The 15,153-nt window shown below is 59.7% G+C and carries 14 protein-coding genes and 2 riboswitches; of the genes, 3 read left to right on the forward strand and 11 right to left on the reverse strand.

From position 1 onward, the window contains the following. Window positions 1-289: 289 nt before the first annotated feature. The 6 genes from ACQZ5K_RS11040 to ACQZ5K_RS11065 all read right to left on the reverse strand — a co-directional run bounded on the left by ACQZ5K_RS11040 (window position 290) and on the right by ACQZ5K_RS11065 (window position 6,831). Window positions 290-1,006 (reverse strand): thiamine ABC transporter ATP-binding protein, encoded by a 717-nt coding sequence (locus ACQZ5K_RS11040; RefSeq protein WP_448740368.1) that lies wholly within the window; start codon window positions 1,004-1,006, stop codon window positions 290-292. Then, window positions 1,003-2,628 carry a thiamine/thiamine pyrophosphate ABC transporter permease ThiP gene (gene thiP, locus ACQZ5K_RS11045; protein ID WP_448740369.1) on the reverse strand — a complete coding sequence of 542 codons (1,626 nt, stop codon included), beginning with the start codon at window positions 2,626-2,628 and terminating at the stop codon, window positions 1,003-1,005. The genes ACQZ5K_RS11040 and thiP overlap by 4 nt, the downstream gene beginning before the upstream one ends. 19 nt (window positions 2,629-2,647) lie before the next feature. Then, window positions 2,648-3,661, reverse strand: coding sequence for a thiamine ABC transporter substrate binding subunit (thiB, locus tag ACQZ5K_RS11050; protein WP_448740370.1), 1,014 nt, complete (start codon window positions 3,659-3,661; stop codon window positions 2,648-2,650). 39 nt (window positions 3,662-3,700) lie between these two features. Further along, window positions 3,701-3,811: riboswitch (TPP riboswitch) on the reverse strand. A gap of 45 nt (window positions 3,812-3,856) precedes the next feature. Beyond that, a complete protein-coding gene (locus ACQZ5K_RS11055) occupies window positions 3,857-4,249 on the reverse strand; it encodes a VOC family protein (protein ID WP_003520331.1) in 393 nt (130 codons plus the stop codon). 97 nt (window positions 4,250-4,346) lie between these two features. Next, window positions 4,347-6,173, reverse strand: coding sequence for an ABC-F family ATP-binding cassette domain-containing protein (locus ACQZ5K_RS11060; RefSeq protein ID WP_448740371.1), 1,827 nt, complete (start codon window positions 6,171-6,173; stop codon window positions 4,347-4,349). A 4-nt stretch (window positions 6,174-6,177) separates the two neighbouring features. Next, entirely contained in the window at window positions 6,178-6,831 is a 654-nt protein-coding gene (locus tag ACQZ5K_RS11065; protein WP_448740372.1) for a thiamine diphosphokinase, read from the reverse strand. An 89-nt stretch (window positions 6,832-6,920) separates the two neighbouring features. After that, window positions 6,921-6,997, forward strand: a riboswitch (SAM riboswitch). 83 nt (window positions 6,998-7,080) lie between these two features. Here ACQZ5K_RS11065 and metA point away from each other — a divergent pair. Continuing rightward, window positions 7,081-8,007, forward strand: a complete 927-nt coding sequence (gene metA / locus ACQZ5K_RS11070; RefSeq protein ID WP_003520328.1) for a homoserine O-acetyltransferase MetA — start codon at window positions 7,081-7,083, stop codon at window positions 8,005-8,007. Between the two features lie 178 nt (window positions 8,008-8,185). Continuing rightward, window positions 8,186-9,205, forward strand: coding sequence for an aldose epimerase family protein (locus ACQZ5K_RS11075; protein WP_448740373.1), 1,020 nt, complete (start codon window positions 8,186-8,188; stop codon window positions 9,203-9,205). 15 nt (window positions 9,206-9,220) lie between these two features. Here the strand turns inward: ACQZ5K_RS11075 and mtgA are convergent, their stop codons facing one another. Further along, window positions 9,221-9,967, reverse strand: coding sequence for a monofunctional biosynthetic peptidoglycan transglycosylase (gene mtgA, locus ACQZ5K_RS11080; RefSeq protein WP_448737993.1), 747 nt, complete (start codon window positions 9,965-9,967; stop codon window positions 9,221-9,223). A 137-nt stretch (window positions 9,968-10,104) separates the two neighbouring features. Here mtgA and ACQZ5K_RS11085 point away from each other — a divergent pair, with 137 nt between their 5' ends. Next, window positions 10,105-11,019, forward strand: a complete 915-nt coding sequence (locus ACQZ5K_RS11085) for a polyprenyl synthetase family protein (RefSeq protein ID WP_448740374.1) — start codon at window positions 10,105-10,107, stop codon at window positions 11,017-11,019. Between the two features lie 30 nt (window positions 11,020-11,049). On the opposite strand, the gene ACQZ5K_RS11090 is transcribed toward ACQZ5K_RS11085, so the two are convergent. The 4 genes from ACQZ5K_RS11090 to ACQZ5K_RS11105 form a co-directional block, all read right to left on the reverse strand. Then, window positions 11,050-11,712 carry an OmpA family protein gene (locus ACQZ5K_RS11090; protein ID WP_448740375.1) on the reverse strand — a complete coding sequence of 221 codons (663 nt, stop codon included), beginning with the start codon at window positions 11,710-11,712 and terminating at the stop codon, window positions 11,050-11,052. A 66-nt stretch (window positions 11,713-11,778) separates the two neighbouring features. Continuing rightward, window positions 11,779-13,029, reverse strand: a complete 1,251-nt coding sequence (gene ispG / locus ACQZ5K_RS11095; protein WP_448737995.1) for a flavodoxin-dependent (E)-4-hydroxy-3-methylbut-2-enyl-diphosphate synthase — start codon at window positions 13,027-13,029, stop codon at window positions 11,779-11,781. 120 nt (window positions 13,030-13,149) lie between these two features. Then, window positions 13,150-14,340: an MFS transporter gene (locus ACQZ5K_RS11100; protein WP_137452625.1), complete on the reverse strand. Its 1,191-nt coding sequence runs from the start codon at window positions 14,338-14,340 to the stop codon at window positions 13,150-13,152. A 12-nt stretch (window positions 14,341-14,352) separates the two neighbouring features. Continuing rightward, window positions 14,353-15,153, reverse strand: coding sequence for a DeoR/GlpR family DNA-binding transcription regulator (locus ACQZ5K_RS11105; protein ID WP_020810993.1), 801 nt, complete (start codon window positions 15,151-15,153; stop codon window positions 14,353-14,355).

The following is a 15,153-nucleotide window of genomic DNA, read 5'->3' on the forward strand; positions in this document are numbered from 1 at the left end:
GCCTGAACGGGAGAAGAGCCTCCACTGTGCAGTCATGCTATTTCTCATTCTCTATGCCTGCCCCTAACGTTCCTGATCATCCGTTAATTGCAGACCAGAATAACAGATTCGCCCCAACGGGCGATGAATGCCGAAACGGTAAAAACGATCCATCAAGTCCGGATTATTCCTGAAGAACGCAATAATTCCCATCTTTTCTCGGGCAACAACTTGAAACTGGCAAGTGCAAATTAGCGCCATTGAAGTCATCTAAAGCGATTGCCAGCGGCACACGTCGAAAATAAGGCGATCACCCGTTCAGAAAACTGTCCACCGCCTTCACATTTTGTGTGGCGAAGAAATCTGCGGTCGAGCCGACATAGACAACCCGGCCGCGATCAAGAAAAACCACCTGCTGCGCCAGCTTCTTTATGTCTTCGGGATGATGGGTGACAATAATCACCGTGTTTTTTGTTTCTCCATGCAAGTCGAGAAGCAGGGAGGTCATACCCGCCCGCAGTCCCGGATCGAGTGCGGCAAAGGGCTCATCGAGCAGCATGACCGGTTTTTTCCTGACCAGCGCCCGCGCCAGCGCCGCTCTCTGCCTTTCTCCGCCGGAAAGCGTGCCCGGCAAACGTTTGTCGAAACCCGCCAGACCGACACGTGCAAGCGCCATCTCAATCCGTTCCCGGTTTTCCAGCCGCAATTTCAGCCCGGGGCTGACACCGAGAGCGACATTGGTGAAGATATCGAGATGCGCAAACAGATTATTATCCTGAAAGATCGATGAGACCGGTCTTTCCGAAGGATCGAGCGCCGTCATGTCCTGCCCGCCAATCATCACGCGGCCGGAATCCGGCGCCTCGAAACCGGCGACGAGGTTGAGAAGCGTCGACTTGCCCGAACCGGACGCGCCGACGACGGCGGTTATCCGGCTCTGCGGGAATGTGCAATCGAGGTCGAAATCCTGTGTTCCAAGCCGCAGCCTGACCTTGTCCAGTTCAACGGCAAAATCATCGCCTGTCATATGCTCGCCCTTGCTGATTGGGATTGCCGTGCAACACCGCCTGCGGCAAGCAGCAGGCAGATGACACCGAGAAGGAAGGCATACCCGGCGGCATCATTGGTACGATAGCTGCCCATATTGCTGTAAACCAGCCATGGCAGGGTGACGAAACTTTCCGACCCGAACAGGGCAACCGCGCCTAAATCGCCGAGAGACAGAGCCATGGCGAAGGAAAGCGCCATGGCCAGCGGCCTCCACAGAACCGGAAGATCGGCGAACCGCAGCCGCGTCAGGCCCTGAAGCCCGAGACTGGCGGAAAGCCGGCCGGTGCGCAGGAAATGACTGGTGCAGGCCGGCTCCAGAACCCGCATGGCAAGCGGCAAAGCCATCAGCATGTTGATCAGCGCCACGAGGACCGGCGCATAAAAGCTGACATCGCCGAAAACCCGCAATAACAGGAACCATCCGCTTCCCAATACGACTGGCGGCACCAAAAGCACCAGCGAAGACCCTGCCCCCAGCATGGCGGAGAGGAAGTGCAGGGGTTGCCCCGCCTGCCGTCTGGAGCCTATCGCCTGGCGCGCGCCGATGATCGCCATGCAGCAAAGCACGACAAGGGCTGCGGAGAGTGCGGCGATTGCAAGACTGGTCGCCGCCGCGCGCAGGAAAATCGGCGCGGACAGAAGACGCGGCAAATCGGCCCTCAAACCCGAGACAGCGATGGCGACAAGCGGCAGGCCGATCAGCAGAACAGCGAACACGATTGCCGCGCCATCCCAAAGGCGGGCACCCATGCCCTTTCCGTCGAAACGGCGAAGGGAACGACCAAGCGAGGGAATTTCCGCTTCGGGCGACGGCAAAAAGGCAAGAAGGCCGAGCAGGATTGCGGTGAGGCCAATCTGCAAAACCGAAAGCGCAATCGCCCGCTGCGGATCGAAATCGAACCGCAGCGCCTGATAAATCGCCACCTCCAGCGTCGTTGCCGCTGGCCCGCCACCCAACAGAAGAACGAGCGTGAAGCTGGTGGCGCACAGCATGAAGACAAGCCCGGCAATGCCGGGAACGAGACGCGCGACCGCCGGCCATTCGATAAACCGAAAAATCGAAACCGGCCCCATGCCGAGGCTCGCCGCCATGCGCCAATATTCGCCCGGAATGCGCTCCAGCCCTGCCAGCATCAGCCGTACCGAAAGCGGAAGATTGAAAAACACATGGGCAATGAGGATGCCGGACAGGCCGTAAATGCTGAAAGGCTCATCCGCCCCGGCAAAAACGAGGGCCGAATTCAAAACGCCCTGCCTGCCCCAGATGGTGATGATACCGAAGGCGCCGACGATCACCGGCAGACCCATCGGCACCGCCATCAGCCTGACGATCCAGATCCTTCCCGGAAACTCGCGCCGCCGGCAAAGCGCCAGCGCCACCGGCAGGCCGAGAACAATGGAAAGAAGGGTGGAAAGCGTTGCCTGATAAAGCGTGAAACGCAGGATGCGCAGCGTATAGGCATCCATGATGCCGGCAGCGGACACGCCGGCATCAAAGGATAGGAGAGCCGCAACCGCGAGCGCCATGAACAGGAAAACGGCGGCAAAAGCCGCCGTTCCGAAAATGATCGACCGCCGGTAATCGCGACGCAGCATCATGCGCGGGTGTGCCTCTTCCTCAATTCATGCTCATGGCGGCAAACCATTCATCGATCCATGCCTTGCGGTTCTTCGCCACCTCTTCCGGATCCATCAGGAAAGTCTTCTGCGGCACCACGAGTTTCGAAAACGCCTCCGGCAAGGGCTTCGAGGTCGCCGCAACCGGCATCATCCAGTTGTTTTCCGGAATGGCATCCTGAAAACCGGATGTCAGCGTGAAAGCGAGAAATTGCTTTGCCAGCTCCTTGTGCGGCGCGCTTTTAAGGAGACCGGAAACCTCGATCTGGATGTAATGCCCTTCGGAAAAGGCGGCGGCCTGATAACGATCCGTTTTTTCAGCGACCATGTGATAGGCGGGCGAGGTGGTATAGGAGAGCACCATCGGCACCTCACCCTTGGTGAAGAGGCCATAGGATTCCGACCAGCCCGGCGTAACGGTGAGAATGCGCTTCCTGAGCTTTTCCCAGGCCTCCGGGGCCTTGTCGCCGTAAACCGATTTCACCCATAGCAGCAGGCCAAGCCCTGGCGTGGAGGTGCGCGGATCCTGAATGACGATTTTCTGCGAGGGGTCGCCTTCCACGAGGTCTTTCAGGCTCGTCGGCGGGCTTTTCACCGCCTGCGTATCATAAATGACAGCGAAATGACCGTAATCATAGGGAACGAAAACATCGTCCGTATAGCCGCCCGGCACCTTGGCCGCCGATGCATCGATGCCGCTGACATCGAATAGGCCGGTCTGTTTTGCTTCCGCGACAAGATTGGTGTCGAGACCGACGACGACATCCGCCTTGGACCCCGCCCCTTCAAGCTTCAGACGATTGAGCAGCGCCACGCCATCGGCCACGCCGACGAAATTGACCGTGCAATTACAAACCTTCTCGAAGGCCTCCTTCACCTTGGGACCGGGACCCCATTCGGAAACGAAGCTCTCATAGGTGTAGACGGTCAGTTCCTGTCTATCCTGTGCAACGGCAAGACCGGGCAAAAACAGCGAGGCGGCAAAGAGGGAATTCAGGAAAAGACGACGGTGCACGGGTATCTCCTCAAAAAAACGATAGGGAAATAGCCGCCTGCGTTAAAGCCGTCTAATCCCTCCGCCGGTATGAACCGGATCAGGTTCTTCGGGTTGGCAAGCCTCTCAGCCTTTTGCACCCAAGCGCAAAAGACACCCCGTTAGATCAAGATGATGGTGTAGTCCCGCCGTCCCTGATTGGCAAGATGGCCGAGGTCAGCCCTGTTCCGTCATATGCACCAGTTCCCAGACGTGCCCGTCGGGATCCTGAAAGCTGCCGGCATACATGAAGCCATGGTCCTGAACAGGCTTCCAGCCGCTGCCGCCGGAGGCGAGCGCCGTGGCGATCATCCGGTCGATTTCCTCCCTGCTTCCGGCGGAAAGACAGGTCAGAACCTCGGTGGTTCGCGTCGCGTCGGCAATGTCGCCGTTGATGAAATCGCGGAAACGTCCCTCCTGGAGAAGCATCACGAAGATATTCTCTTCCACGATCATGCAGAGCGTGCGGTCATCCGAATATTCCGGGTTGAAGCTGAAACCGAGAGCAGTGAAGAAGTTTCTTGATGTCTCGATATTCTTGACCGGCAGATTGACGAAAATCATGCGCATTTTCACAACTCCTCCAAACGAACGCCGGCATAGAACGGCAATTCTGCTTTTCTGTCAAAGGCCGAAGGAGGGCCGGCCAAACGGGGGCTGATTGCCTTCAGCCCTCCAGTTCCTCGCGCAACATCTCCAGTTCCAGCCATTCTTCTTCCATGGCCTCCAGCTTGTCGCGCAGCTTCGACATTTCCTGCGCCAGCGTGTTGAAGGCCGCCGGGTCCTTTGTGAAAAGCTCCGGATCGGCCATGCGCTGCTCGTGTTTTGCGATTTCGCCTTGCGCCTTTTCCATCTCCTTCGGAAGATTTTCGAGCGCGAATTTCTGCTTGAAGGAAAGCTTGCCCTTGGCCTTTGAAGGATCCTGCGATGCAGAGGCCGAAGGTGCGGCCTTCGCCTTTTCCTGTTTCTCAGCCTTGCGTTTTTCTTCCGCCGCGCCCTTGCGCTGCGCCATCATGTCCGAATAGCCACCGGCATATTCGATCCATCGTCCGTCCGGTTCATCCGGATTGACGGGCGCGATGGTGGAGGTGACGGTGCGGTCGAGAAAATCGCGGTCGTGGCTGACGAGGATAACGGTGCCGGAAAAGCCCGCAACGATTTCCTGCAGCAAATCGAGCGTTTCGATATCGAGATCGTTGGTCGGCTCGTCGAGGATCAGAAGATTGGTCGGCCGCGCCAGAATGCGTGCTAGAATAAGGCGCGCGCGCTCGCCGCCGGAAAGGTTACGGATCGGCGTGCGGGCCTGTTCCGGCTGGAACAGAAAGTCTTTCATATAGCCCGTCACATGCTTCAATTCGCCGTTGACCAGCAGATTTTCACCGCGACCATCGGTCAGATAATGCGCGAGCGTATCGTTGGGATTGAGATCCTCGCGTTTCTGGTCGAGCGTCGCAATCTCCAGATTGGTGCCGAGCTTCACCGAGCCGCTATCGGGCTCCAGCTGCCCGGTGAGCATCTTCAGAAGCGTGGTTTTACCGGCGCCATTCGGGCCGACGAAACCGATGCAATCGCCGCGATGGACGCGCAGCGAAAACGGCGCGACGATCACGCGCTCGCCATAAGCCTTGGTGATGCTGTCTGCCTCGATAACCAGCTTGCCGGATTCCCGCCCTTCCGTGACGGTCGCCTGCACCGTGCCCTGCGGCCCCTTATGGCCGCGATATTCCGCCCGCATGGCCTGAAGCTCGCCGACGCGGCGCATGTTGCGCTTGCGCCTTGCGGTCACGCCATAACGCATCCAGTGCTCTTCACGCTCGATGGCCTTGCCTAGCTTGTGCTGTTCCAGTTCTTCCTCTTCCAGCACCTTGTCGCGCCATTCCTCGAAATGGGCGAAACCGCGATTGAGACGCCGGGACTGGCCACGATCCAGCCAGACGGTCGAGGTCGAGACCTTTTCGAGAAAACGCCTGTCATGCGAAATCAGCACCAGCGCGCTGCGCGTCTGCTGCAGCTCGCTTTCAAGCCATTCGATGGTGGGCAGATCGAGATGGTTGGTCGGTTCGTCCAGCATCAGGATATCGGGTTCCGGCGCCATGACGCGGGCAAGGGCCGCACGTCGCGCTTCACCGCCGGAAAGGCTCGCCGGATGTTCCTGCCCGGTGAGACCGAGATGCTCCAGAAGATAGGTGACGCGATAGGGGTCGTCACCGGGTCCGAGCCCCGCTTCGGCATAGGCCTGAACCGTGTCGTAACCGGCAAAATCCGGGGCCTGCTCCAGATAACGGATGGTGGCGGCCGGATGCCGGAAAACCTCGCCCGATTGCGCCTCGACCAGACCCGCGGCGATCTTCATCAGGGTGGACTTGCCGGAACCGTTGCGCCCGACGAGGCAGATGCGGTCGCCCGGTTCCACCTGGAGATTGGCGCCATCGAGCAGCGGGGTCACGCCGAAGGTCAGCTTGATGTCATCGAGTTTCAAAATTGGGGGTGCCAAGGCGTCAGGCTCCGGTCAGATCATAAGGGCGGGCGAGCACGATGGCTTTTCCGCTTTTCAGCGAGAAATGCACGTGGCCGCCATTCGCGACATTGGAAATAGTGCGGGACGAACCGAAAGCAAGCGCGAAATCCTTCAGCGGATAACGCACATTGCCGATATCGAGCCCCTCAAGGGCGGTAAATCCGGCAACCGAAAACAGCGAGGCGGGCGGCAGATCGATATCCAGCGAACCGGCAAGCAGCGGCCGCGCCTCTTCTTCACCGGAGGTCAGCGTAACGTCGATACCACGTTCGGCGAGCGCCACCGCGTAAAGGAGGTGCTGAAGCGCATGGTCGCTTCTCGCGCCGCCAAGCGCACCGACAAGCACCAGCGAATGCGCGCCACGGGAGAGAGCTTCCGATACCGCGATCTCACCATCCGTCACCGCCTTTGCGGCCGGGTATGGCTGCCGCGCTACATCGGGCCAGGCCTCCAGCAACTCTTTGCTGGCGGAATCGAAATCCCCGACCCACAACTCCGGCGCAAGGCCAAGCGGCCCGGCATGGCGCATGCCGCCGTCGGCCGCAATCACACGGCTATCCGCGACCGCCTCTTTGAGACGATCGGTCACCGTGACATCGCCGCCAAGCAGAATGGTGAAGCGCTCTTTATCCATGCCCTGCCTTATCGCACCTCGGCCAAAAATGGAAAGCGGAAACCCGATGAAATCGGCCTATATTGATTTTCGCCGGCTTCGGGATTATGAAACGCCTCAGTGGTGATTTGCCGACCGGCTTGCAGCCACTTTAAAGAAGTCGCTAAAGGGTCGAGGAAAAAGGCAATTTCCTGGGACCGGTCGCGATTTCGCTGCCGGTTTTTTTGTTTTCGCAACGTTCTTTACGTGATCCGGAAAAGAGAGTTCGACATGCCGATCAAGATTCCCGATACGCTTCCCGCTTTTGAGACCCTCGTTCATGAGGGCGTGCGGGTCATGACCGAAACGGCGGCCATCCGGCAGGATATCCGCCCGCTCCAGATCGGGCTTCTCAACCTCATGCCGAACAAGATCAAGACGGAAATCCAGATGGCGCGCCTTGTCGGCGCATCGCCGCTGCAGGTAGAGCTGTCGCTGGTGCGGATCGGCGGCCATCGCGCCAAGAACACGCCGGAAGAACATCTTCTATCCTTTTACGAGACGTGGGAGGAAGTGCGCCACCGCAAGTTTGACGGTTTCATCATTACCGGCGCGCCCGTGGAAACGCTGGCCTATGAAGACGTGACCTACTGGAACGAAATGCGACAAATTTTCGAATGGACGCAGACCAACGTTCATTCGACGCTGAATGTCTGCTGGGGCGCGATGGCCGCCATCTATCATTTCCATGGCGTGCCGAAACACGAGTTGAAGGAAAAGGCTTTCGGGGTCTATCGTCACCGCAATCTCTGCCCCTCATCGATCTATCTGAACGGCTTTTCGGATGATTTCCAGGTTCCGGTCTCGCGCTGGACGGAAGTACGCCGCGCCGATATCGAAAAACATCCGAAACTCGAAATCCTGATGGAATCCGAGGAAATGGGCGTTTGTCTGGTGCATGAGAAAGAGGGCAACCGGCTCTATATGTTCAACCATGTCGAATATGATTCGACATCGCTTTCGGACGAATATTTCCGTGACGCGAATGCCGGCGTGCCCATCAAGCTGCCGCATGATTATTTTCCGCACAACGACCCGGAGCTCGCCCCGCTCAACCGCTGGCGCAGCCATGCCCATCTGTTTTTCGGAAACTGGATCAACGAGATATACCAGACGACACCCTATGATCTCGAAGCCATCGGGCAACTGGCCGCGTAAAGCGCGTCGCGTTTTATCGAACAGCATGCGACGCGCTTTCGTTTTTGTTTTAAGCATGTCTTTGTCCCAAAACCGCGGCGCACTTTTGGGAGACATGCTTTGAATTGCGGGATTGCGAATTGCCGGAAAATGACGCAACGTCCGCCCGGCAATTCGCAACATCAGGGAGAATGACGAGATGAGCGACGCGGCGGCGCGGGAGAATTTCGGTTTCACGGCGACCGGCGAAAAAGTCGAACGCGTCACCATCTCGAAAGGCGGGCTGACGGCCAAGGTCATCACCTGGGGCGCCGTCATTCAGGATCTGCGCCTTGAAGGCCACCAGCCGCCGCTCGTCCTCGGCTTCGACAAGTTCGAGGACTACAAATATTCCTCCTATTTCGGCGCCACGCCCGGCCGCAACGCCAACCGCATCGGCGACGGGCGGTTCTCGATCGACGGGCACGACTACCAGCTGGAGCTCAATGAAAAGGGCGTAACCCACCTGCATGGCGGCAGCGACGGCATGGGCAAGCGCAACTGGATGCTGATGGAACATGGCGAAAGCCACGCGGTTCTGCAGATCATCGATCCCGATGGCCGCGCCGGTTATCCCGGCAATTGCACGGTCACGGCCACCTATACGATTCTCGACGACGGCGTGCTTTCGGTGGTCTATGAAACGGTGACCGACAAGCCGACCATCGCCAATGTCTGCCAGCATTCCTATTTCAATCTCGATGGCGCAGACACCGCGCTTGGGCATGAGATCAGCATCGCGGCTGATTTTTACCTGCCCACCAATGACAAGCAGATACCGACGGGCGAAATCCGCTCCGTCGAAGGCACCGTCTTCGACCTGCGCCACCCGACGCCGATGCGGCGCAAGGAGAATGGCAAGCAGGTTCTCTACGACCATAATTTCTGCCTGTCGCCCGAGCGCCGCGCAAAACGCAAGGTCGCCCGCGCCTATTCGCCGGCATCCGATATCGCCCTTGAGGTTCACACCACCGAACCCGGTGTGCAGTTTTATTCGGCCTTCAAACTGGACGTTCCGGTTCCCGGCCTCGATGGCCGTCACTACGGCCCCTTTGCCGGTTTCTGCCTGGAAACGCAGATTTGGCCGGACGCCGTCAACCACCCGGATTTTCCGCACGCCATCCTGCGGCCGGGTGAAACCCTGCGTCAGGAAACCGACTATATTTTCAAGAAAGGCTGACGCGGCGCGCCGGGGTCAATCCAGCACGCAGCCGACATAGCCGCCGGAGGCACGCGCGCGCCGTTCGATAAGGCCGGCAAGCCGTTGCAGCCCGCGTCCCGGCTTGCTGGCGACGCGGTCTATGGGATTAGGCAGCGAAACCGCCAGCAGCGCCGCCTGACGGGAGCTCAGTTTTGCGGCCGGCACCTTGAAATGGTGCTGGGCGGCAGCCTCGATTCCATAAATGCCCGGTCCCCATTCAGCAACGTTGAGATAAATCTCCATCATCCGTTTTTTCGACCAGACGAAATCAGCCGCGATCGCCAGCGGCAGTTCCAATCCCTTGCGCAGGAAAGAACGGCCATTCCATAAAAACAGGTTCTTGGCCGTCTGCATCGGAATGGTGCTTGCGCCGCGGGTGGAAGCCCCATCGAGCGCATTGCTGACCACGGACTGCATCTGGTTCCAGTCCACGCCGCCATGGAAACAGAATTGCCCATCCTCGGACATCATCACGGATTGCACGAGGCGCGGCGAAATATCCTCAAGCGGCACCCAGCGCCGGTCATATCCCTGCAGGGTCACCAGATCGGCGAGCATCAGCGTCGAGACCGGCCGGATAAACGGCAGCGCATAAACCGGAATCAGCAGATAGGGCAGGATCAGCAAAGCCAGCAAGGTCATGACGATACGCTTTGCCAACGTGCGAAAATCCACCTTCGGACTGCTCCGGTCTTCCGCCAGCACGGCGTAATCTGCGTCGCTTTCAGGCGTACTGCTCAATATTCGTCAAAGCCCCGCACCAATTGAAGCCTTTCATAGTCCATTGCCGCCTTCAAGGCGAGTCCGCTCAAATAGTTGCACCTCTGGAATCACGAAAAGGTTTGCCTGCATTCGCGCGGCATGCCAAAGAGCGCGGCATGGACGCTGCGATGACAAATTTCGAAACGAAGCTGCGCGAAAACGCGGCAAAAACCGAAGCCCTGCTTGGTCGCCTGCTTTCCGGCGAAGCCCGCGCGGATGAGATTACGCGCCCGCAAAACCTGCTCGACGCCATGCGCCATGGCGTGCTGAACGGCGGTAAACGCCTGCGGCCCTTCCTCGTCATCGAAAGTGCCGCCCTTGCGGGCGGGAATGCCGAAGCCGCCCTTTATGTCGGCGCGGCACTGGAATGCCTCCATTGTTATTCGCTTGTTCATGACGATCTGCCGGCCATGGACGATGACGACCTGCGCCGCGGCCAGCCGACCGTGCATCGCAAATTCGATGAGGCGACCGCTATTCTCGCCGGCGACAGCCTGCTGACGCTTGCCTTCGATATAATCGCCTCGGACGAAAATCCGCTTGCGGCCGAGCGCAAGGCCGCGCTCGTACTCTCGCTTGCCCGCGCGGCGGGCATCGGCGGCATGGCCGGCGGCCAGGCGCTCGATCTCGCTGCGGAAAAGAAAGCACCCGATGAAGCCGGCGTCATTACATTGCAGGCTATGAAAACCGGTGCACTGCTGCGTTTTGCCTGCGAAGCAGGCGCAATCATCGCCGGCAGCGATATTTCCGAGAGGCAAAGGCTGCGTCTCTTCGGCGAAAAGATCGGCCTCGCCTTCCAGCTTGCCGACGACCTTCTGGATTTGACGGCCGATGCCGCCACCATGGGCAAGGCAACCGGCAAGGACGCCGCGCGCGGCAAGGGAACGCTTGTGGCGCTACGCGGCGAGGACTGGGCGCGCAGCCAGCTGCGGGAGCAAGTGGCGGAAGCCAGCGAACTGCTGGCCCCTTATGGCGAAAAGGCCGCGATTCTCATCGCGGCCGCCAGATTCATCGCTGAACGAAAAAGCTGAGCGGCTTCCACTCAGCTTTTCATCATCCAATCAGCCCTTGAGCGGCGAGATCAGCACTTCGACGCGACGGTTCTGGGCGCGGCCATCCGGCGTTGCATTCGAAGCGATCGGCTGCGACGGGCCGAAGCCAAGCGTCGAAATACGGCGCTGATCGACGCCGCGCGCGCCGAGATAATTGGCGACCGATGCGGCACGACGCTCCGAAAGACCCTGATTGTAACCGGCGCTGCCGGTGGAATCGGTATGGCCGTTGATGTCGATGAGCGTGCGGTTGAACTTGTTCAGCACGATGGCGACGGAATCGAGCGTCTGATAGAATGGCGGGATGACCTGATCCTGGTCCGTCGCGAAGGTGATGTTCGACGGCATGTTGAGAACGATGCTGTCGCCACGGCGGGTAACCGAAACGCCGGTTCCCTGAAGCTGGGCGCGAAGCTCGGCTTCCTGGCCATCCATGTAATTGCCGATAGCGCCGCCGGCGAGCGCGCCGATGCCCGCACCGATAAGCGCGGCATTACGGCGACCGGTCGGCGAACCGCCGACAGCCAGACCACCCAGAGCACCGACCACGGCGCCGATGCCGGCGCCGCCGGCCGTGTTCGACATCTTCTGCTCACCCGTATAGGGATCGGTGGTGGTGCAGGCGGAAAGAAAGGTCCCGCAAAGGGCGACGATCGCGATTTTTTTGATCATGTGTTTTGATGCTCCGAGAGGTTCAGGAGGTATGACAGTGGAATTCCGGCCTTTTCACGGTACTCTTTACTCCGCCGCATCTTTCCGGCCAAAACGCTTTTCGATGTAATCGATCACAAGCGCTTCAAAATCGGCGGCGATATTGGGACCACGCAGGGTCAGCGCTTTTTCACCGTCGATAAAGACGGGCGCTGCCGGGCTTTCGCCGGTTCCGGGCAGGGAGATGCCGATATCGGCATGTTTGCTTTCACCGGGGCCATTAACAATGCAGCCCATGACGGCGACATTGAGCGCCTCGACACCCGGATATTTCTCACGCCAGATCGGCATGTTCTTGCGAATATCGTTCTGGATGTTCTGGGCAAGTTCCTGAAAAACGGTGGACGTGGTGCGCCCGCAGCCGGGACATGCCGCAACGACCGGAATGAACTGGCGGAAACCCATGACCTGCAGCAATTCCTGCGCCACCTGCACTTCGCGGGTGCGGTCGCCATTCGGCTCAGGCGTCAGCGAGACGCGGATCGTATCGCCGATGCCGTGCTGCAGCACATAACCCATGGCGGCGGACGAGGCGACGATGCCCTTGGAGCCCATGCCCGCTTCGGTGAGGCCGAGATGCAGGGCGTGGTCGGAACGCTCCGACAGCATGGAATAAACGGCGATCAGGTCCTGCACCTGGCTGACCTTGGCCGACAGGATGATGCGGTTGCGCGGCAGGCCGATCTCTTCGGCAAGCTCGGCGGAAATCAGCGCCGACTGAACGATAGCCTCACGCGTGACCTGACGGGCGGAGAGAGGGAAGCCCTGCTCCTTGTTCTTGTCCATCAGCGTCGTCAGAAGTTCCTGATCGAGCGACCCCCAGTTGACGCCGATTCGCACCGGCTTGTCGTAGCGGATCGCCATTTCGACGATCTCGCCGAACTGCTTGTCCTTCTTGTCCTTGAAGCCGACATTGCCCGGATTGATGCGGTATTTCGCCAGAGCTTCGGCGCAGGCCGGATGATCGGCCAGAAGCTTGTGGCCGATATAATGAAAATCGCCGACAAGCGGCACATCAAGCCCAAGCCGCAGCAACCGCTCACGGATTTTCGGCACGGCGGCCGCACTCTCGTCGCGGTCGACGGTGATGCGCACGATTTCCGAACCGGCCCGGGAGAGCGCCGCGACTTGGCTGACGGTGGCGTCGATATCCGCCGTATCGGTGTTGGTCATCGACTGCACGACGACGGGCGCGCCGCCACCGACGATGACACCGCCCACGTCTACGGCGACGGATGCGCGGCGGGGCTTGGGATCGTAATCGGCATGTGACGTCATGGCGGTCTCTGGAGCTTGCGGCAAGGTCTGGCAATTGAGGTGAAACAGGCAAGCCTGCTTGTCAACACCCAACGCATGAGAGCTTCTACTTTACCGCAATCATGGCAAAATTCGAGATGCCTATTCCTTGCCCGCGCCATCCGCATGGCGGGCGAGCCGCGAAAGCAGCAGAACCACCACATGCAAGAGCGGCAGGGCGATGAAGACGCTCGCAAGGCCGGTATGCTCGGCAATAAAGCCGATGGCCGATGGCGCCACCAGAATACCGGAATAGCCCATGGTGGTGACCACCGAGAGACCAATGCCGGGCGCCAGTCCCGGCATGTTGCCGGCGGCGGAAAAGGCAATGGGAACCATGTTGGAAATGCCGATGCCGGCAATCGCGAAGCCTATGATCGCGATAGTGGAATTTCCCGCAAGACCGGCAATGAGAAGACCGATAATCGACATGGCCGAACAAAAGCGCAGGGTCGTCACGGCGCCGAAGCGGTCACGCACCAGATCGCCGGCAAAACGCATGGCCGCCATGGTCATGGAGAAGGCCGCGAAGGCGAAACCGGACTGCGATACCGAAGCACCGAGTTCATTGCGCAGATAAAGAGCGCCCCAGTCGAGGATAGCGCCTTCAGGAATCATCGAGAACAGCGCCATCAGGCCGATGATCCATGGCAGCGGCGTCAGCGGCAGGCCGCCTTTCGGACGTTCTTCCTCCGGATGCGGACGATCCGCAAGGACGCGCGGCCACGCGATGACCAACAGCACGAGCGCGATGACGGTTAGCGCAATGGCATGTCCCTGCACACCGATGGCCGTGATGAGATAACCGCCAAGACCGGCGCCGATCAGGCCGCCGAGGCTCCAGAAGGCGTGGCAAGACGACATGATAGCGCGGCGCATATCCCGTTCCACCGCTACCGCATTGGCGTTCATGGCGACATCCATCGCCCCCGTCAGCCCGCCGAACAGAAACACCGCAATCACCCCGGCCCACACCGTGCCCGCCCAGGAAATGAAAAGCAGAGTCGGCAAAAAGATCGCCGCAGTGACGAGGCTCACCGTACGTGAGCCGAAACGGGCGATCTGCGAACCGGCAATCGGCATGAAAACCAGCGAACCGATGCCGAAGACCAGAATGATCAGGCCGAGCGCGCTCTCACTGAGGGACAGGCGCGCCGCAAATTCCGGAATCTTGGGCGCCCATGACCCCATCATGAAACCGTTCATCAAGAACAGCAGGGAAACGCCCAGCCTGTGCCGCGTCAGATAGGACGAGCGTATGCCTGTCGGCGAAAATGTCGTGGGGCCATTCATCGGCAATATCCTTCAGACTTGACCATGAGAAAACTGAGCGACGTCATCATCGCCGCAATAAATCTGTACGCCCTTGGCCGACAGCGCCTCGACGAATGCGCGGTCGGCATCCTGTTCCAGCACGAGGGAGAGAGGTGGAGAAAAATCATGCACATGGAAAGCTGCCCTATGGCCAAGCTTCTCCGTGGTGATGGCGGCGACAATCCGCTGGCTGGCGCTGCAGGCAAGCCGCTTGAACACCGCATCCTCGAAAACATCCGCCGACAGACCCGTCTCGGCCGCAACGCCGCAGACACCGAGAATGCAGAGATCGGGCCGCATCAGTTCGAGCTGCCGAAGCGCCATGGCGTCGATCGCAGCACCTACGGCCGGATCGACCTTGCCGCCGATCAGCACCAGATCGATATCGGCCCGCCCCGTCAGTTCAGCGGCAATGGCGGGCGTATTCGTCACTACCGTCAGGTTGAGCCCGGCGGGAAGCGCCCTTGCAATGGCGAGATTGGTGGAACCGGCATCGATGAAGACGACCATGCCCGGCTCGAGAAGCGGGACAACGGCCCGCGCCAGCAGGGCCTTGCGGTCGGCATCCTCGGCAATGCGCGTCTTCAGCGGCACCGTTTTGCTGTCGGAAAGCAACGCCCCGCCATAAACCCGCAGGCATTCTCCCCGGGCTGCCATCTCACGCAGGTCGCGGCGCACGGTATCTTCGGAAACGCCGAAATTCTGCGCGAGATCCTGCGCCAGCACCCGGCCGCTTTGCCGCAACTGCGCAAGGATGAGCGCCTGCCGCTCGCTGACAAAATGATCGCTCAT

The sequence above is a fragment of the Agrobacterium sp. 22-226-1 genome, assembly GCF_053522345.1.